This is a genomic window from Neobacillus sp. B24, from assembly GCF_055381825.1.
In genome coordinates this window covers 2,000,345-2,017,978 of record NZ_AP035777.1, presented here as the reverse complement: position 1 = coordinate 2,017,978, position 17,634 = coordinate 2,000,345, and the positions used below count along the sequence as shown (strand labels likewise).

Sequence of the window (17,634 nt, the reverse complement as noted above, 5' to 3'; positions counted from 1 at the left end):
GAATAATTGACTATTTCTTATTTACTTGGTTCATAACTTCTTCAGCAAAATTATCTTCGCGCTTTTCGATTCCTTCGCCTACTTCGTAACGAATAAATTCACGAACAGTAGCACCTTTGGATTCAACAAATTGACGTACCTTTTGGTCTGGGTTTTTAACGAACGCTTGGTCAAGAACACAAACATCTTCAAAGTATTTGCCAAGACGGCCTTCAACCATTTTTTCAACGATATTTGCCGGCTTGCCTTCATTTAATGCTTGCTGAGTCAGAATTTCACGCTCGTGCGCCACTTCTTCCTGTGAAACTTGGTCACGGGAAACATATTTTGGATTTAACGCTGCGATATGCATAGACACATCTTTCGCTGCATCGGAATCAGTAGTACCCTCAAGAACTGTTAACACGGAAATACGGCCGCCCATGTGAAGGTATGCACCGAATGCATCATTATCAGTTTTTGATAAAACTGCAAAGCGGCGCAGCGATAACTTTTCGCCAATTTTTGCGATTGCTGCATTAATATGTGCTTCAACTGTAGCGCCATTATCCATTCTTTGTGCCAATGCTTCTTCAACAGTTGCTGGTTTGTTGTTTAATAGATGGGTTGCAATTTCTTTAACAAGGGTTTGGAAGCCTTCGTTCTTGGCAACGAAGTCAGTTTCTGAGTTAACCTCCAAAATAACTGCATTATTGCCGTCTGCAAGAATAGAAGTTAATCCTTCAGCAGCAATACGATCACCTTTCTTAGCTGCTTTTGCAATACCCTTTTCGCGTAAGAAATCAATTGCCTTGTCCATGTCCCCATCAGTTTCAGTTAACGCCTTTTTACAATCCATCATACCCGCGCCAGTTTTTTCACGTAATTCTTTAACCATTTGAGCAGTAATTGCCATAATTTCGTCTTCCTCCTTAATTTTACTATGTACTTCTATCTTTACCAATGATTGTAAAGAAAAAACTTTAAATCTTTAAAAAAAGGTGATAAAGGGTCTCCCTCTTATCACCTTTTTATTGTTCATGCTATTATGCTTCTACAGCTACTTCTTCACCTTGTTTTGCTTCAAGGATCGCATCAGCCATTTTACCAGTTAAAAGTTTAACCGCACGAATAGCATCATCGTTTGCAGGGATTACTACATCGATTTCATCTGGATCACAGTTAGTATCAACAATACCTACGATAGGAATGTTCAATTTCTTAGCTTCTGCAACTGCGATACGCTCTTTACGAGGGTCGATGATGAACAATGCATCTGGAAGCTGCTTCATATCTTTAATTCCGCCAAGGAACTTTTCAAGGCGTTCTTGTTCTTTCTTTAATTGAACAACTTCTTTCTTCGGTAACACTTCAAAAGTTCCGTCTTCAGCCATTCTTTCAATATCTTTCAAGCGGCCGATACGCTTTTGGATTGTTTCGAAGTTTGTTAATGTTCCGCCTAACCAGCGTTGGTTCACATAGTACATACCAGAACGTTCTGCTTCTTCTTTAACAGAATCCTGAGCTTGTTTCTTTGTACCAACGAAAAGGACTGTACCACCGTTAGCAGCAAGTTCCTTTACCCAGTTGTAAGCTTCTTCAACCTTCTTAACTGTTTTTTGAAGATCGATAATGTAGATGCCGTTACGCTCAGTGAAGATATATTTCTTCATCTTAGGGTTCCAACGGCGAGTTTGGTGTCCGAAATGAACACCAGCTTCAAGCAATTGTTTCATTGAAATGACTGACATGATTTTTCCTCCTAATGGTTTTATTTTCCTCCGCTCATCTCATTTTTAAACAGAAACTAAAGTATTAGCACCATCTGTTTAAATCAACAAGCGTGTGTATTAACACCATGAAATACTATAGCATATGGACTATAAACAATCAAGGTTTAGTTTCGAAAAAAAAATTCCCAACAGTTGCTGGGAATTTTCATTTTCTTTAATGAGATTTCAGTTTTTCTAGTTCAACAAGGAACTTGTCATTAAGAACCTTGATATAAGTTCCTTTCATACCAAGGGAACGAGATTCAATAACTCCGGCACTTTCAAGCTTTCTTAAGGCGTTTACAATAACGGAACGGGTAATTCCAACGCGATCAGCAATTTTTGAAGCGACCAATAGACCTTCATGACCGTTTAGTTCTTCAAAGATATGCTCAATTGCTTCCAATTCACTATAAGACAATGAACTGATTGCCATTTGAACAACTGCTTTACTTCTTGCTTCTTCTTCAATTTCCTCAGACTTTTCACGCAGGATTTCCATACCAACAACAGTTGCTCCATATTCGCCAAGAATGAGATCATCATCAAGGAACTGTTCGTGAAGACGAGCAAGGATTAAGGTACCTAGACGTTCACCGCCGCCGATTATCGGAACAATTGTTGTTAAACCTTCATGGAATAAATCTCTGTTCTCTACAGGGAAAGCGGTATATTGACTTTCGATATCAAGGTTCGAAGATGTCTCAGTAATATTAAATAAACTATTGGTATATTCTTCAGGAAATTGGCGATCTTCAAACATTTTCTTCATACGTTCATTCTCGATTTGCTGATAAATGGAGAATCCCAAAAGCTTTCCGCGGCGGCTTACGATGTACACATTTGCTTCAATCGTTCCGCTCAAGGTTTCAGCCATTTCTTTAAAGTTTACTGGCTTCCCTGCTGCCTTTTGTAATAACGTATTAATTCTTCTTGTTTTTGATAGTAAATCCATCTGTTTCTTCCTCCTAATTAACTGCAACCATTATTAAATTTTTTTTGTTTCTCTTACTTCGTTTTAGGTATCCTAAAGGATGAATTGGCTTAAGTCTTTATTTTTAGAAATTGCTCCTAGCTTTTCATCCACATATTGCGGCGTAATCGTAATCTTCTCCATTGTGATATCAGGCGCTTCGAAGGATAGGTCCTCCAGCAATTTTTCCAATATCGTATGAAGGCGTCTCGCCCCAATATTATCGGTATTTTGATTAACTTCAAATGCCACTTCGGCAATCCTACGAATAGCATCGTCAGAAAATTCAATTTGTATACCTTCTGTTTCCAATAATGCCTGGTATTGCTTAATTAATGCATTGTCAGGTTCAATTAAAATCCTGAAAAAGTCATCAACAGTCAGCTTGGTGAGCTCCACTCTAATTGGAAAGCGTCCTTGCAATTCTGGAATAAGGTCTGAAGGTTTTGCCATATGAAAGGCACCTGCGGCAATAAATAAAACATGGTCAGTCTTTACCGGACCGTATTTCGTGACGACTGTTGATCCTTCAACAACCGGTAAAATGTCACGTTGGACACCTTCCCTTGACACATCAGCAGAAGCCCCGCCCGAATTGCGGCTGGCAATTTTATCAATTTCATCAATAAAGATGATTCCATTCTGTTCAGCGCGATAAACCGCTTCGGCCGTAACTTCGTCCATATCAATCAGCTTTGCCGCTTCCTCATTGGTTAACACTTTTCTCGCTTCTCGGACGGTGAGCTTTCTTTTTTTACGCTTCTTAGGCATCAAACTTCCCAAAGCATCCTGCATGTTCATTCCCATTTGCTCCATACCAGATCCTTGAAGCATATCAAACATAGATGGGGCTTGCTCTTCGACTTCAACCGTCACCATTTGCTCTTCCAATTGGCCAAGAGCCAGTTGTTCTCTGACGATTTTGCGTTTTTCATGAACAGAGTAATCCTCTTGCTGCGTATCTTGGTCTTGATTCTGATTTCCGCCGCCAAATAACATCTCGAGCGGATTTTTATAGGCAGTTGTTTTTTTTGCCGATGGGGCCAATAACTCAACCAGCCTGCTGTTGGCATTTTCCTCTGCCCGCTCCTTGACGCTTTGCATGCGCTCCTCTTTTACAAGACGAACCGCTGTTTCCGCGAGATCCCGTACCATGGATTCAACATCTCGGCCAACATAGCCGACCTCAGTAAACTTGGTTGCTTCTACCTTAATAAACGGCGCGCCAACAATTTTGGCAATTCTTCTGGCGATTTCCGTTTTTCCGACACCAGTAGGACCAATCATTAAAATATTTTTCGGGATAATTTCATCACGCAGTTTTTCATTGAGCCGGTCTCGTCTGTACCGATTCCTGAGTGCTACCGCAACCGCTTTCTTGGCGTCCTTTTGTCCAATAATATATTGATCGAGTTTCTCGACAATTTGCCGGGGGGTTAGATTGGTTGTTCGTGCCATTGTTTTTCTCCTCCCTAAATCTCTTCAACGATAATATTGTGGTTTGTATAGACGCAGATATCCGCAGCAATCTCCAATGATGCCTTGGCAATTTCTTTGGCCGTTAAGTGGTCTCCCGCATATTGTTTAAGTGATCGCCCTGCCGCCAAAGCATAATTTCCGCCTGAGCCAATCGCCAGAATTCCATCATCCGGTTCAATTACTTCACCCGTGCCTGATACCAATAATAAACTCTCACGGTTCATCACTATCAGCATGGCTTCCAGCTTTCTAAGGACCTTATCACTACGCCACTCTTTCGCAAGCTCTACCGCCGCTCTTTGGAGATTGCCATTAAATTCCTCCAATTTCCCTTCAAACAATTCAAAAAGCGTGAAAGCATCGGCGACGGAACCAGCAAAACCAGCTAATACTCTACCATTAAATATTTTTCTTACTTTTCTTGCTGTGTGTTTCATCACAACTGCGTTGCCCATTGTCACTTGCCCATCACCCGACATCGCACACTGTCCATTATGATGGATCGCAAAAATCGTGGTAGCATGAAATTGTTCCATAAGACTTATCCTCCCTTTGGAGTATTTCTGTTTCGTTAGATATGTAAAAAAATATCCGTCTACAAAAAGTTATGAAAACTGTCATTATTTATTCCCTAGGCTGATAAGCGGTACACCATTTTTCTTATAGCGTTTGTTCAACCATGAACAAATTGAAATCACTGATACCATGTTAACAATGTTCATTTGTATTTTGAGTGGTACAGTCCCTTTTGTAAATAGAAGCCACCCAAGTTTAATAAAACATTCACATTTGCTCAAATTTTCACTCGCACGGGCTACTAAATCGTATCATAATTCAATAGCCCTTGCAATAAATTTTACAAAACCTTCACAAAGTTCTGAATTGTTTCTAACGCACGGTTAGCATGCTGCAAATTCCGTTCCTGTTTCCCTTTAATCTTAACAGGTAATTCAGGAAACAAGCCAAAATTGGCGTTCATTGGCTGGAAATTAGCAGGATTGGCAGTGGTAATATATCGAGCCATGCTGCCAATGGCTGTTTCAGCAGGAAACTCCACTGTTTCTTGCCCTTGCACCAATCGTGCCGCATTCAACCCGGCAATTAGGCCGCTCGCTGCAGATTCCACATACCCCTCTACTCCGGTCATTTGTCCGGCGAAGAACAAATCTTCCCGATTTCTAAATTGATAGGTTGCCTTTAGCACTTTCGGCGAATTGATAAAAGTATTTCGGTGCATGACACCATAACGGACAATCTCGGCATTTTCAAGCCCTGGGATTAATTGAAGCACTTCTTTTTGTGGTCCCCACTTCAAGTGCGTCTGAAATCCTACAATATTGTACAAGGTTCCTGCCGCATCATCCTGACGAAGCTGGACAACAGCAAACGGACGCTTGCCTGTTTTTGGATCCTCGAGGCCAACTGGCTTTAATGGACCGAACAACATAGTTTTCTTACCCCTTGCCGCCATCACTTCAATCGGCATACAGCCTTCAAAGAAAATTTCTTTTTCAAATTCCTTTAATGGAACAGTTTCTGCAGCAATAAGTGCCTCATAAAATCTGTTAAACTCCTCTTCGGTCATCGGACAATTTAAGTAAGCCGCTTCTCCCTTATCATAACGGGATTTTAAATATACCTTGTCCATATCGATGCTTTCTTTTTCGATAATAGGAGCTGCTGCATCATAAAAATAAAGATAATCCTCGCCTGTAAGACCTTTTAGCTGGGCTGATAGATCAGGACTCGTTAACGGACCAGTTGCAATAACGGTGGGCCCTTCGGGAATTTCTGTTACCTCTTCATTGATAACCGTGACATTCTCATGATTTTTGACCAGCTCAGTTACCTTGGCGGCAAATTCGTGACGATCTACGGCAAGTGCTCCGCCTGCCGGAACGGCACAGGCATCGGCTGCTGCAATAATCACCGAATCAAGTTGTCTCATTTCTTCTTTTAAAACACCGACTGCATTTGTGAGTGTATTGGCTCTAAGCGAATTGCTGCAAACCAGTTCGGCAAATTTATCAGTATGATGTGCCGGTGTTTGTTTGACCGGCCGCATTTCATATAGACGGACTTTAACGCCGCGTTTGGCAATTTGCCAGGCGGCTTCACTGCCGGCAAGACCAGCACCGATTACGTTTACTGTTACATCTTTCATGTTGAACCTCCTAAAACTCAACCTATCATATTGTCCAGCTGCAGCGCCACTGACCAAGGCGCTTCCGCTTTTCTTATTACTCTTTCCCACATTTAAGTCCATCTTGCATTTTACTATACGATTCAAATAGAAAAAAGTTTTATGTTTGGCGAAATAAATAAAAAGAGTGAGCAGTACCCACTCTTTAGCTTTGCGGTTCCTCTTTATAGTCACACGAAACGCATTGCACCTGAACTCCTTTTTTCAATTTCTTTTCAACTAAGAGACCTTCGCATTTCGGACAGCTTCTCGGCAGCGGTTTATCCCAGGAAAGAAAATCACATTCAGGGAATCGGCTGCAGCCGTAAAACAATCGCTGTTTCTTGCTCTTTCGCTCTACGATCGTACCTTCCTTACAAGTAGGGCAGGTAACCCCTATTTCTTTCACAATTGGCTTCGTATTTCGGCAATCCGGGAAATTGCTGCAGGCCATAAATTTACCGTATCGGCCCATTTTGAACACCATCGGGCTCCCACAATTCTCGCAATCCTCGCCTGCAGGCTCGTCTTTAATTTCCACTTCCTGCATTTCTTTCTCAGCTTTTTCCAAATGGATTTTGAAATCCTTGTAAAATTCATCAATAACCCGGACCCAAGATGTCTTCCCTTCCTCAACATAATCGAGTCCTTGTTCCATTTTTGCAGTGAATTCCACATCAATAATTTCTGGGAAAAACTCCGACATTATATCATTGATGATCTCCCCAAGCTCCGTTGGTACAAAGCGTTTATTATCCAAGGCCACGTAACTGCGCTTTTGAATTGTATCCAAAGTTGGCGCATAGGTAGATGGTCTGCCAATTCCCAGTTCCTCCAGCGTCTTAACCAATCTTGCTTCGGTATATCTTGGCGGCGGCTGAGTAAAGTGCTGCTTATAGTCAATATCTTTCTGGAATACTTCGTCCCCTTCATTTAGGTCAGGGAGCATTTTGTCTGCTTCTTCTACCTGGTCATCCGAACCCTCAACGTAAAGCTTCATAAAGCCAGGGAACTTTATTTTCGAACCGTTTGCACGAAATATGGCATTTCCGTTTTGCAAATCGACACTCATCGTATCCATGACAGCCTGCGCCATCTGACTTGCTAAAAATCGCTCCCAAATTAATTTATACAGCCTGAGCTGGTCTCTGGATAAATATTCTTTTAAACTACCTGGGTCTCTATATGCGCTGGTCGGTCGAACACCCTCGTGGGCGTCTTGAGCATTGGTCTGTTTTTTCTCTTTTCGTTGCTCGACTTTTAAAAACTTTTCACCATAGGCGCTTTTAATATAGTCGGCTGCCTCGGTTTGTGCCACTTCAGAAATCCGGGTTGAATCCGTTCTCATATAAGTAATCAAACCTACTGTGCCTTCCTTACCAAGCTCAATCCCTTCATACAGCTGCTGAGCGAGCATCATTGTTTTCTTGGCACGGAAGTTCAGTTTTCTGGCCGCTTCTTGCTGCAGTGAGGAAGTCGTAAACGGCGGAGCAGGATTTCTTCTCCGTTCTCTCTTTGTTACAGAAATGACTTTAAATTTATTGCCATCCATTTGCTGTAATACATTCTTTACCTCTTGCTCTGAACGAAGTTCCTTTTTTTCCTGTCCAGCCAATAAATGAAAGCTGCCTTTAAACTGCTCGTTTCCTTTTAAAAATTCAGCTTCAATACTCCAATATTCCTCTGGGATAAAGGCTTGAATTTCTTTTTCCCGATCAATGATTAATTTGACAGCCACAGATTGAACTCTACCTGCACTGAGGCCCTTTTTTACCTTTTTCCATAGCAGCGGGCTAATATTATATCCGACGAGCCGATCAAGGATTCTGCGTGCCTGCTGGGCATCTACCAGGTCCATATTAATGGGACGGGGCTGTTTAAACGATTCCTTTATCGCATCCTTCGTAATCTCATTAAAGACAACTCGGCAATCTGAATGAATATCGACATCAAGGCTGTGTGCCAAATGCCAGGCAATTGCCTCCCCTTCGCGGTCGGGGTCAGCTGCGAGATAAACTTTTTTTGCCTTTTTGGCAGCTGTTTTTAATTCTTTTAGTACAGGACCTTTACCACGAATCGTAATGTACTTTGGTTCAAAGTTATTATCCACGTCTACACCTGTCTGACTGCGTGGCAAATCCCGAACATGTCCCATCGATGCTTTTACTTTATATTTTTTTCCCAAATATCGTTCAATCGTTTTCGCTTTTGCTGGCGACTCTACGATTACTAGATAGTCTGACATTCAAAGTCCTCCTTAAGAGGGAAGTGTGAAAGCGCCCCGAATCCTGGCAAAAGCCTGTTCCTAAGATGCTTACCATTTAGAAGTTTTCTACATATTACTTATATATCAATATTTGAAGAAATACTTGTCTAAACTCCCATATCCCAAATTTTTTCAATTATAGGTTAGTTACATACTTATTATTAAAATTTTCATAAATACGTTTTTCGAGCTACTGTTGGAAAATGTAATACAAATTAGAAATAATTTCAACCATTTTAAGCTATTTTTTCTTCATTTATTCAAAAAACCCTGCAAAAACTTTAAAATTTTTCTATAAAATTAAGTTTCATCTAATTTCACACAAAATATCCTCTGCGTTTGTTACGAGTTTTGCCCCCTGCTGAATTAAGTCATTCGCCCCAACTGAACAAGGGTTAAAGATGCTTCCCGGCAGTGAAAAAACTTCGCGCCCTTCATTTACAGCAAAATTAGCCGTAATCAGTGAACCGCTTTTCCTTTTTGCTTCTATAACAAAGGTTCCCCGCGCCATTCCGCTAATAATTCGATTCCGTGCCGGAAAATGCCACCGTTGCGGCATGGTATCCGGTGGATATTCAGAGACAATCAGCTGGGTTTTCATCATTTGCATTGCCAGTTTTAAATTCTCTTTAGGATATATATGATATAAACCGCCGGCAATCACTGCGATTGTCTGGCCATTATTTTGCATTGCACATTCATGGGAGAGAGCGTCGATTCCCGTCGCTAACCCACTGACAATGATGATACCACTTTGGATTAGTTCCGGGAATAAAAAGCGGATCGCGTTTTTACCGTATTGGGTTGGCTGTCGAGATCCGACAACGGCCAGTTTTGGTTCTTTTTCAAGCAGCGATATATCTCCTTTGGCAAACAAGGCCCATGGGGGTTGATAAATTTCCTTTAAATATTTGGGATAGTGTTCATCAAAAATTGTGATCACCGAAATATCATTTGTTTTGTATTGGCGTATTTGCTCATGAATAATTTCGGGATAAAAGGATTGTATGGAAGGTTGTGGTGCAAGGTTACTAGTAGAGGGAAAGACCATTTTTAGCTGTTCCGAAGATTGATAGGGGTGCAAGGATTGCAGTGTGGGGTCTCGTTTCAGTATTTGAAACACAGTACTCCAAGAGATATTAGGGTAATGAAGCATGGCAATTAATTTTTCATTAAATTCATTCACAGCAGGTTTCCTCCTTTAAATTTTATATAGAAATAGCCCCTCAAAATATGAGGGACTATCTGAATCATCATTAGCTGTGAAATACTATTTTAGTGTGTTTTGCACTTTTCGTATAAGCCTTTTTCTTTCAAAACTTCGATCAAAGTTTCGCCCATTACCGAAGGTGTCTCAGCCACTTTAATGCCGCACTCATTCATGACACGGATTTTTTCGTCTGCTGTACCTTTCCCGCCGGAAATAATCGCGCCAGCATGTCCCATACGCTTTCCTGGAGGTGCAGTGCGACCGCCAATAAAGCCAACAACAGGCTTCGTCATATTTGCCTTCACCCACTCGGCTGCTTCTTCTTCCGCAGTTCCGCCGATTTCACCAATCATGATCACAGCATAGGTTTCAGGGTCTTCGTTAAATGCTTTTAACACATCGATAAAGTTTGTGCCGTTTACCGGGTCACCGCCGATACCAACGGCTGTCGTTTGACCGATACCTGCTTGGGTTAATTGATGAACCGCTTCGTATGTTAAGGTACCAGAACGGGAAACAACCCCAACATGGCCTTTTGTATGGATGTAACCAGGCATAATCCCGATTTTACATTCATCGGCTGTGATGACGCCAGGGCAGTTTGGACCGACCAATCTGGTCTTTTTACCTTCCATGTAACGCTTAACCTTAACCATATCCAAAACAGGAATATGCTCAGTAATACAAATAACAAGATCCAATTTGGCATCAACTGCCTCGATAATGGAATCCGCAGCAAACGGAGCCGGAACGTAGATAACAGAAGCGTTAGCACCTGTTGTGTCAACAGCTTCTCTCACTGTATTGAAAACTGGCACTCCTTCTACTTCTTGGCCGCCTTTACCTGGTGAAGTTCCACCGACAATTTTTGTACCATATTCCAGCATTTGCTTTGTATGAAAACGGGCAGTTCCGCCAGTTATCCCTTGAACAATAACTTTTGTATCCTTATTAATAAAAACGCTCACGTTAATTCCCCTTTCTTTTCGATCCTATTTTACTAATTCGACGATTTTCTGTGCACCGTCAGCCATTGATTCAGCAGCAACAATGTTTAGACCGGATTCAGCAAGGATCTTCTTGCCCAAGTCAACATTCGTTCCTTCTAGGCGGACAACAAGTGGAATGGTAAGGCCAACTTGTTTTGCTGCCTCGACAACACCCTCGGCAATGACATCACATTTCATGATTCCGCCGAAGATATTAACAAAAATACCTTTTACGTTTGGATCAGAAAGGATAATTTTAAAAGCTTCTGTAACTTTTTCTGCTGTAGCACCGCCCCCAACATCAAGGAAGTTAGCAGGGTCGCCGCCGTAGTGCTTAACAATGTCCATTGTTGCCATTGCCAAGCCGGCACCGTTTACCATACAGCCAATATTTCCATCTAAAGCGATGTAGCTAAGATCATATTTGGAAGCTTCAAATTCTTTTGGATCTTCCTCTTCCAAATCACGGTACTCCAAAACATCCTTTTGGCGATATAATGCATTGGAATCGAAGTTTAATTTGGCATCTAGGGCCATCACTTTGCCATCACCAGTTACAACCAATGGGTTGATTTCAGCAATGGAGCAATCTTTCTCAATATAGGCAGTGTATAGGCCGGTCATGAATTTAACAGCTTGATTGACCAATTCTTTCGGAATATTGATATTGAAGGCTAAACGACGTGCTTGGTATGGCATTAAACCAAGAACTGGATCGATTTCTTCTTTGAAAATTTTCTCCGGTGTGTTTGCCGCAACTTCTTCAATTTCAGTTCCGCCTTCTTCAGAGCCCATTAAAACAACGCGGGAAGTAGCACGGTCCAATACTAAACCAATATAGTATTCTTTCTTAATATCGCAGCCTTCTTCAATCAAAAGACGCTTTACTTCTTTCCCCTCTGGACCTGTTTGGTGGGTAACCAAAGTTTTGCCAAGAATTTCGCTTGCATATGTACGAACCTCATCCAGGTTTTTCGCAACCTTAACACCACCGGCTTTTCCCCGTCCGCCAGCGTGGATTTGTGCTTTTACCACACATACCTGCGTGCCAAGCTCTTTCGCCGCTTCCACTGCTTCTTCAACAGTAAAAGCCACTTTTCCATTTGGAACCGCTACCCCATATTTTCTGAGGATTTCTTTCCCCTGATACTCATGGATATTCATTTCCCATCCTCCTAATCAAACTGTTCAAAAAATTGACTCCGTTTTCATTTTATATAATGACAGAAACCTTGTCCACCATTAAGCAATAATTATATTTATATATTTTTAATATAGAGAAGGGAGTCTATCATTTCTAATATTTTACTATATTGTCCAAAGATTTGTTTTGGTCATATAATAAAAACAGGCTTTCGCCTGTTTTATATTGGGATAATTGGAAAATATTTATGTAAATTGGCTAAATAAATCTCCATATAAAAGCTCTTTTATCGGAGAAAATGTTTTTCGGTGATAAGGGGTCACACCAAATTTTTGAATAGCCTCCGTATGTTCCTTTGTTCCATAGCCCATATTTTGGGCGAAACCATAAGCAGGAAACTGACCAGCGAGCTCCTTCATCCACTCATCCCTCGCAACCTTGGCAACAATGGAAGCGGCGGCGATCGAGATACTTTTGGCGTCACCTTTGATGATGGATTCCGAAGCAAACGGCAGCTCCAGTTTCATGGCATCTATTAAGACCGCGTCGGGAGTTTGGTTTAATGAAGCAATCGCCAGATTCATTGCCTTTTTTGCTGCCTGATAAATGTTAATCTCATCGATTTCATCGGCGTGGATCATCGACAAACCTACGGCTGCTGCCTCATTATGGATAATATCAGCAAATTCCTGGCGTTTTTTTTCAGACAGCTGTTTTGAATCATTCAGCCCCGGCAGGTAAAAATCCTCAGGTAATATTACTGCTGCAGCAACAACTGGACCCGCAAGCGGACCCCGCCCCACTTCATCGACCCCGGCTATGGCTTGGAAACCTTGAGCGCGGTATTTCTGTTCAAATACCGTCATTTCGAAAAATTTATCTTTAAGCTTTCTCTCTTGTTCCCGCTTTCTTTTCCATTTTGCCAGACTGGCTTGAACCCCTTTCCGCTCATCTTGTTCCAGTTGGAGGATAAACGGGTTGGCTTGGTCAGTTATATCTGCCAAGATTCTTTCTATTTCGGCAATTGCCAGTTTCTCCATTTTTACTCACCTAACCTATTTATTAAAAAGGAAAGCCCTCCAGAAAGGAAGGCAGTTATTTATTCTTGATCATTCTCAGTTTTAAAGTCCTCTGGTTTTTCAAACGATAACGGACCAAATTTTTCGGAGCGGATTTCCCTGATAACCAGTTCTGCCACTTTATCATAATCAACCATACCACCGCCCATCAGGCAGCCTCTTAGCGTCCCAATATGGTCAAACATGGCAACAACATCTTCCGGTAATTGCGACAGCTTGTACCTGTCTTGCAGCCGTTCAGGGTACTCACGTTCGAGAAATCTTAGCGAATATACTGTTAAGTCCTGAAGATTTAATAATGTATCTTTAATTGCTCCCGTTATGGCGAGTTTAACCCCAACCTCTTGGTCCTCAAATTTGGGCCATAGTATTCCGGGTGTATCAAGCAGTTCCATTTCTTTCCCTACTTTTATCCATTGCTGGGCCTTGGTTACACCAGGTGTATTACCCGTTCTGGCAATATTCTTTTTCGCTAAGCGGTTAATTAAGGTGGATTTGCCGGCATTTGGTATCCCGACAATCATTGCCCGGATTGCTCTAGGCTTCACCCCTCTGGCCTTTAAACGGTCAAACTTCTCCTTCAGGATTTCCTTCGCGGCTTGGGTAATTTCTTTCATACCTTCTCCAGCGTGAGAATTAATCGCCAAAGCCTTAATTCCTTGATCAGCAAAAAAGGCAATCCATTTTCTCGTTACCTCTTTATCCGCCATATCCGCTTTATTTAACAAGACAAGCCTTGGCTTGTGCTGAATGATTTCATCAATCATTGGATTTCTTGAGGAATAGGGGATTCTTGCATCCACCAATTCAAAAATAATATCGACTAACTTTAATTTTTCTGTGACCTCTCTGCGAGCCTTGGCCATATGGCCAGGAAACCATTGGATCGTCATGAAGAGTCACCTCCCTTAAAAGCGTAAGCGCCTTGTTCAGCCCCTGAAGCTGGATAAAAGAATTCTATTTTGCCTTAACTATATGGGCATCCTTGATTGGCCAATACACAATGCTTGTATTGCCGATCACCTTTTCCATCGGAATTGTACCGATGTGGCGGCTGTCCTTGCTGAAGCGGCGGTTATCGCCCATAACAAACAGCTCTCCTTCTGGAACTGTTTTGCGGCCGATTTTCTCTACGAGTGTAAAATCATCCGTCAGCGGTCCATCTTCCACCTGTTGCTTATATTCCTCCAAATAAGGTTCTTTATAAGCTTTGCCATTCACATACAAGGTATCATTTTTATATTCAATTGTATCGCCTGGAAGCCCAATGACCCGCTTGATGTAGTCCTTATGTTCCGGAGCATGAAACACGATAATATCAAACCGCTTTGGCTCGCTAATTTTATAATTAAATTTATTAACGATCATTCGGTCCTGATCTTTTAATGTCGGCATCATCGATAATCCATCCACCACTATTGGCGCAAATAAGAAATAACGGATTACTGCCGCTAGTGCCACTGCGATTAACAGTGCTTTCGTCCATTCCCATAACTCATTTTTCTTTTTAGCCATTCCAAGTCCCCACCAATCCTGCAAAAAAATCTATTATAAAGTCTATTTTACATAAGTGAAACATATTAAACACGATGGGATTATGATTTTCATAAAACTTTAATCATTTGTTAACAATACGGCAAGTTTACGGCTTAGTTTTTTTCAAAATGAATGTTTGTTATGTATGAAAAAAGAGCTTGCCATGCAAGCTCTCTTTTTTCATATTAGCGGATTTCTTTAATACGAGCTTTTTTACCACGAAGTTCACGCAAGTAGTAAAGTTTAGCACGGCGAACTTTACCGCGGCGAACTACATCAAGCTTCGCAATTTTTGGTGTGTGTACTGGGAATGTACGCTCAACGCCTACTCCGTAAGAAACTTTACGAACTGTGAAAGTTTCGCTAATACCACCACCACGACGCTTAATCACTACACCTTCGAATAACTGAATACGCTCACGAGTACCCTCGATAACTTTTACGTGTACACGTACAGTATCACCAGGACGGAACGAAGGAAGATCAGAACGAAGTTGTTCTTTTGTGATTTCTTCAATAATTTTATGCATCGTTTTCAACTCCTTCCAACAGATGCTCTTGCATAACAGTGAATCTATAAATTGCAGCGGAACATCGTTATCCAACCAAAACTAAACTAGTCAGTTCAAGTCACAAGAAGTATCATACCATAATTATGATTTGGCCGCAATACTACCTGGACTCTTTTTTCACTTCCTGGAGCCATTTTTTCTGCTCTGACGTTAGCTCAATTTTTTCCAATAAATCAGGTCTTCTCACTAGCGTCCGGCGCAATGCCTCTTTATTCCGCCATTCTTCTATTAATTTGTGATTACCCGATAATAGCACGTCCGGCACCTTCATCCCGCGGAAATCTGCTGGTCTTGTATAATGTGGGTGCTCAAGCATTCCGGTACTGAAAGAGTCCTTCATATGGGACTCCTGATTCCCCAGTACTTGAGGCAGCAGCCGGACTACACTGTCAATAACCACCATGGCACCGAGTTCGCCGCCAGTCAAAACGTAGTCGCCAATGGAGATTTCATCGGTTACAATATTTTCTCTAATTCGTTCATCATAGCCCTCATAGTGACCGCAAATAAAAATCAAATGGTCTTCCTGGGCCAATTCTTCCGCTTTCCTTTGGTCATACCGCTCACCTTGAGGGCAAAGAAGAATGACCTTCGGATTTTTAGTTCTTGCCTGCTCCCGCAGCTTGGCAACAGCATCAAAAATCGGCTGTGGCTTTAATACCATTCCTGCGCCGCCGCCGTACGGATAATCATCGACTGTGGCATGCTTGTTGTCAGCAAATTCACGAAAATTGACCACATTGTAGTTCACGGCTGTTTTTTCGGCTGCTTTGCCCAAAATGGAAGACCTTAGCACACCAGCAAACATTTCCGGGAACAAGGTAAGAACATCAATCCTCATCATGACAGGAGCCCTTCCATCGGCTCAATTAATACGACTTTTTCCTTCACGTCTACCTTTTTCACCACATCATGGATATAAGGGATTAGAATCTCTTTTCCGCCCCTGCCCTTTATGACCCAGACATCGTTGGCACCCGGTGATAGAATTTCGGTAATTTTGCCTAACTCTTCACCAGAGGTTGTCGCTACAAGGCAGCCGATGATCTCATAATAATAAAATTCTTCTTCCTCAAGCTGGGCTAACTGTGATTCAGGAACTTTTAATAGCCCATCACGGAATTTTTCCACCAGGTTGATATTTTCGTACCCATCAAAAATAAGCAAGTCAAAATTTTTATGGGTGCGGTGACTCTTGACCGTCAATTCAATAGGAATGTCGGACTGCGGTAGAAATAAAAACAATTTATTCCCGGTTTTATACCGCTGTTCCGGGAAATCCGTCCGGGAAATCACCCGGACCTCTCCTTTTATACCATGGGTATTGACAATCTTTCCGACATTAAACCATTTTTCCATAATTTCACCTACTATCTGATTTCCTCGATTATGCCATCTTTAATAATAATGGTGTGCTGTTCTGAGGCACTCCAGGTATCACCCACTTGAACCTCCACCAATGCTTGTACTTCCTTTTCTTTTAATTCACTGCCTATCGGTAGGATATGTAATTGTTCAATTTGAAACTCGAGAAGCTTTATTTTTTCGCGGCGCATTTCGATTTCTTTTTCAAAATGTTTGATGAGGGCCGACTGAGAATAGGTTTTCGACCTTTCCAATCGTTTTAGTTCGAACTGGAGCTGGTCGCATTCCTTTTGAAATTGTAACTTTCGGTCCTGAAATTGCATCAAAAGCTCCTGCTTGCTGTTTTCCGTTAGTATTTGCTTCACCACAACAGTTTGAATCAGCTGCATATCATTGCCTCCTAATAAAGAGTTGCTTTCCTGATAGCAAAAAAGGGAGGATAATTATTCCCCCCTTTACTCTATGGCTAGCTTCAGCGCCTGTTCAAGGCGCTTCAGCTTTTCTATGATGCAAAAAGCTATTCACCAATTTCCAAGAAAATTTTCTTTTGTTGTGATGATCCTGCTGCATAGACAACAGTCCTAATGGCCTTTGCAACACGCCCTTGTTTGCCGATCACTTTTCCAATATCCGTTTTATTAACTGTCAAATGGTAAGTGATTCGTGATTCATCCTCAATAGCCTCAACTTGGACATCTTCAGGAAAATCAACAAGTGGCTTAACAATCGTTTGTATTAGTTGTTTCATCGCAGTTTACGCAATTACTTGCTTAATTTAGCATTGTGGAATTTTTCCATAATGCCTTGCTTAGAGAACAGGTTACGTACTGTATCAGATGGCTTCGCGCCGTCTTGTAACCATTTAAGAGCTAATTCTTCGTTGATTTCAACTTTAGCTGGCTCTGCAACTGGATTGTAAGTTCCTACAGTTTCAATAAAACGTCCATCACGTGGTGAACGAGAATCAGCTACAACAATACGATAGAAAGGAGATTTATTTGCTCCCATACGCTTTAAACGAATTTTTACTGCCATTATATAAGCACCTCCGAATAGTTTCACACAAGATAGTATAATACCAATTGTTT

General features: G+C 41.6%; 19 protein-coding genes. All 19 read right to left on the bottom strand.

The genetic code is table 11. The features are described 5' to 3' along the window. Positions 1-10: 10 nt before the first annotated feature. Positions 11-895, bottom strand: coding sequence for a translation elongation factor Ts (gene tsf, locus ACZ43M_RS10100; protein WP_464507273.1), 885 nt, complete (start codon positions 893-895; stop codon positions 11-13). A 130-nt stretch (positions 896-1,025) separates the two neighbouring features. Further along, positions 1,026-1,730 carry a 30S ribosomal protein S2 gene (gene rpsB, locus ACZ43M_RS10095; RefSeq protein ID WP_464507272.1) on the bottom strand — a complete coding sequence of 235 codons (705 nt, stop codon included), beginning with the start codon at positions 1,728-1,730 and terminating at the stop codon, positions 1,026-1,028. A gap of 196 nt (positions 1,731-1,926) precedes the next feature. Continuing rightward, positions 1,927-2,706: a GTP-sensing pleiotropic transcriptional regulator CodY gene (gene codY, locus ACZ43M_RS10090; protein WP_464507271.1), complete on the bottom strand. Its 780-nt coding sequence runs from the start codon at positions 2,704-2,706 to the stop codon at positions 1,927-1,929. Positions 2,707-2,778: 72 nt separating this feature from the next. After that, on the bottom strand, positions 2,779-4,182 hold the full coding sequence (gene hslU / locus ACZ43M_RS10085; RefSeq protein WP_464507270.1) for an HslU--HslV peptidase ATPase subunit: 1,404 nt from the start codon (positions 4,180-4,182) through the stop codon (positions 2,779-2,781). 14 nt (positions 4,183-4,196) lie between these two features. Beyond that, on the bottom strand, positions 4,197-4,739 hold the full coding sequence (hslV, locus tag ACZ43M_RS10080) for an ATP-dependent protease subunit HslV (protein ID WP_464507269.1): 543 nt from the start codon (positions 4,737-4,739) through the stop codon (positions 4,197-4,199). Positions 4,740-5,059: 320 nt separating this feature from the next. Then, positions 5,060-6,367 (bottom strand): FADH(2)-oxidizing methylenetetrahydrofolate--tRNA-(uracil(54)-C(5))-methyltransferase TrmFO, encoded by a 1,308-nt coding sequence (gene trmFO / locus ACZ43M_RS10075; RefSeq protein WP_464507268.1) that lies wholly within the window; start codon positions 6,365-6,367, stop codon positions 5,060-5,062. 184 nt (positions 6,368-6,551) lie between these two features. Beyond that, entirely contained in the window at positions 6,552-8,630 is a 2,079-nt protein-coding gene (gene topA, locus ACZ43M_RS10070) for a type I DNA topoisomerase (RefSeq protein ID WP_464507267.1), read from the bottom strand. 328 nt (positions 8,631-8,958) lie between these two features. Next, on the bottom strand, positions 8,959-9,837 hold the full coding sequence (gene dprA / locus ACZ43M_RS10065; RefSeq protein ID WP_464507266.1) for a DNA-processing protein DprA: 879 nt from the start codon (positions 9,835-9,837) through the stop codon (positions 8,959-8,961). Between the two features lie 89 nt (positions 9,838-9,926). Then, entirely contained in the window at positions 9,927-10,829 is a 903-nt protein-coding gene (sucD, locus tag ACZ43M_RS10060; RefSeq protein WP_464507265.1) for a succinate--CoA ligase subunit alpha, read from the bottom strand. 24 nt (positions 10,830-10,853) lie between these two features. Next, positions 10,854-12,014, bottom strand: a complete 1,161-nt coding sequence (sucC, locus tag ACZ43M_RS10055) for an ADP-forming succinate--CoA ligase subunit beta (protein ID WP_464507264.1) — start codon at positions 12,012-12,014, stop codon at positions 10,854-10,856. 225 nt (positions 12,015-12,239) lie between these two features. After that, a complete protein-coding gene (locus ACZ43M_RS10050) occupies positions 12,240-13,034 on the bottom strand; it encodes a ribonuclease HII (protein WP_464507263.1) in 795 nt (264 codons plus the stop codon). A 59-nt stretch (positions 13,035-13,093) separates the two neighbouring features. Next, positions 13,094-13,966 carry a ribosome biogenesis GTPase YlqF gene (gene ylqF / locus ACZ43M_RS10045; protein WP_464507262.1) on the bottom strand — a complete coding sequence of 291 codons (873 nt, stop codon included), beginning with the start codon at positions 13,964-13,966 and terminating at the stop codon, positions 13,094-13,096. 64 nt (positions 13,967-14,030) lie between these two features. After that, complete coding sequence (lepB, locus tag ACZ43M_RS10040) at positions 14,031-14,588, bottom strand: signal peptidase I (protein ID WP_464507261.1); 558 nt, start codon at positions 14,586-14,588, stop codon at positions 14,031-14,033. Positions 14,589-14,794: 206 nt separating this feature from the next. Beyond that, positions 14,795-15,139: a 50S ribosomal protein L19 gene (gene rplS, locus ACZ43M_RS10035; protein ID WP_464507260.1), complete on the bottom strand. Its 345-nt coding sequence runs from the start codon at positions 15,137-15,139 to the stop codon at positions 14,795-14,797. A gap of 142 nt (positions 15,140-15,281) precedes the next feature. Continuing rightward, positions 15,282-16,022 carry a tRNA (guanosine(37)-N1)-methyltransferase TrmD gene (gene trmD / locus ACZ43M_RS10030; protein ID WP_464508000.1) on the bottom strand — a complete coding sequence of 247 codons (741 nt, stop codon included), beginning with the start codon at positions 16,020-16,022 and terminating at the stop codon, positions 15,282-15,284. Further along, positions 16,022-16,540 (bottom strand): ribosome maturation factor RimM, encoded by a 519-nt coding sequence (gene rimM / locus ACZ43M_RS10025; protein ID WP_464507259.1) that lies wholly within the window; start codon positions 16,538-16,540, stop codon positions 16,022-16,024. Before rimM ends, trmD begins: the two co-directional genes overlap by 1 nt. An 11-nt stretch (positions 16,541-16,551) precedes the next feature. Beyond that, complete coding sequence (locus ACZ43M_RS10020) at positions 16,552-16,935, bottom strand: YlqD family protein (protein WP_464507258.1); 384 nt, start codon at positions 16,933-16,935, stop codon at positions 16,552-16,554. A 128-nt stretch (positions 16,936-17,063) separates the two neighbouring features. Beyond that, positions 17,064-17,294, bottom strand: coding sequence for a KH domain-containing protein (locus ACZ43M_RS10015; RefSeq protein ID WP_464507257.1), 231 nt, complete (start codon positions 17,292-17,294; stop codon positions 17,064-17,066). A 14-nt stretch (positions 17,295-17,308) separates the two neighbouring features. After that, positions 17,309-17,581, bottom strand: a complete 273-nt coding sequence (gene rpsP, locus ACZ43M_RS10010; protein ID WP_464507256.1) for a 30S ribosomal protein S16 — start codon at positions 17,579-17,581, stop codon at positions 17,309-17,311. Positions 17,582-17,634 lie beyond the last annotated feature (53 nt).

Excerpts from the sequence above, each read along its gene's own strand:
- tsf (WP_464507273.1), bottom strand. The coding sequence starts at position 895 with ATGGCAATTACTGCTCAAATGGTTAAAGAATTACGTGAAAAAACTGGC.
- rpsB (WP_464507272.1), bottom strand. The coding sequence starts at position 1,730 with ATGTCAGTCATTTCAATGAAACAATTGCTTGAAGCTGGTGTTCATTTC.
- codY (WP_464507271.1), bottom strand. The coding sequence starts at position 2,706 with ATGGATTTACTATCAAAAACAAGAAGAATTAATACGTTATTACAAAAG.
- hslU (WP_464507270.1), bottom strand. The coding sequence starts at position 4,182 with ATGGCACGAACAACCAATCTAACCCCCCGGCAAATTGTCGAGAAACTC.
- hslV (WP_464507269.1), bottom strand. The coding sequence starts at position 4,739 with ATGGAACAATTTCATGCTACCACGATTTTTGCGATCCATCATAATGGA.
- trmFO (WP_464507268.1), bottom strand. The coding sequence starts at position 6,367 with ATGAAAGATGTAACAGTAAACGTAATCGGTGCTGGTCTTGCCGGCAGT.
- topA (WP_464507267.1), bottom strand. The coding sequence starts at position 8,630 with ATGTCAGACTATCTAGTAATCGTAGAGTCGCCAGCAAAAGCGAAAACG.
- sucC (WP_464507264.1), bottom strand. The coding sequence starts at position 12,014 with ATGAATATCCATGAGTATCAGGGGAAAGAAATCCTCAGAAAATATGGG.
- ACZ43M_RS10050 (WP_464507263.1), bottom strand. The coding sequence starts at position 13,034 with ATGGAGAAACTGGCAATTGCCGAAATAGAAAGAATCTTGGCAGATATA.
- ylqF (WP_464507262.1), bottom strand. The coding sequence starts at position 13,966 with ATGACGATCCAATGGTTTCCTGGCCATATGGCCAAGGCTCGCAGAGAG.
- lepB (WP_464507261.1), bottom strand. The coding sequence starts at position 14,588 with ATGGCTAAAAAGAAAAATGAGTTATGGGAATGGACGAAAGCACTGTTA.
- rplS (WP_464507260.1), bottom strand. The coding sequence starts at position 15,139 with ATGCATAAAATTATTGAAGAAATCACAAAAGAACAACTTCGTTCTGAT.
- trmD (WP_464508000.1), bottom strand. The coding sequence starts at position 16,022 with ATGAGGATTGATGTTCTTACCTTGTTCCCGGAAATGTTTGCTGGTGTG.
- rimM (WP_464507259.1), bottom strand. The coding sequence starts at position 16,540 with ATGGAAAAATGGTTTAATGTCGGAAAGATTGTCAATACCCATGGTATA.
- ACZ43M_RS10020 (WP_464507258.1), bottom strand. The coding sequence starts at position 16,935 with ATGCAGCTGATTCAAACTGTTGTGGTGAAGCAAATACTAACGGAAAAC.
- ACZ43M_RS10015 (WP_464507257.1), bottom strand. The coding sequence starts at position 17,294 with ATGAAACAACTAATACAAACGATTGTTAAGCCACTTGTTGATTTTCCT.
- rpsP (WP_464507256.1), bottom strand. The coding sequence starts at position 17,581 with ATGGCAGTAAAAATTCGTTTAAAGCGTATGGGAGCAAATAAATCTCCT.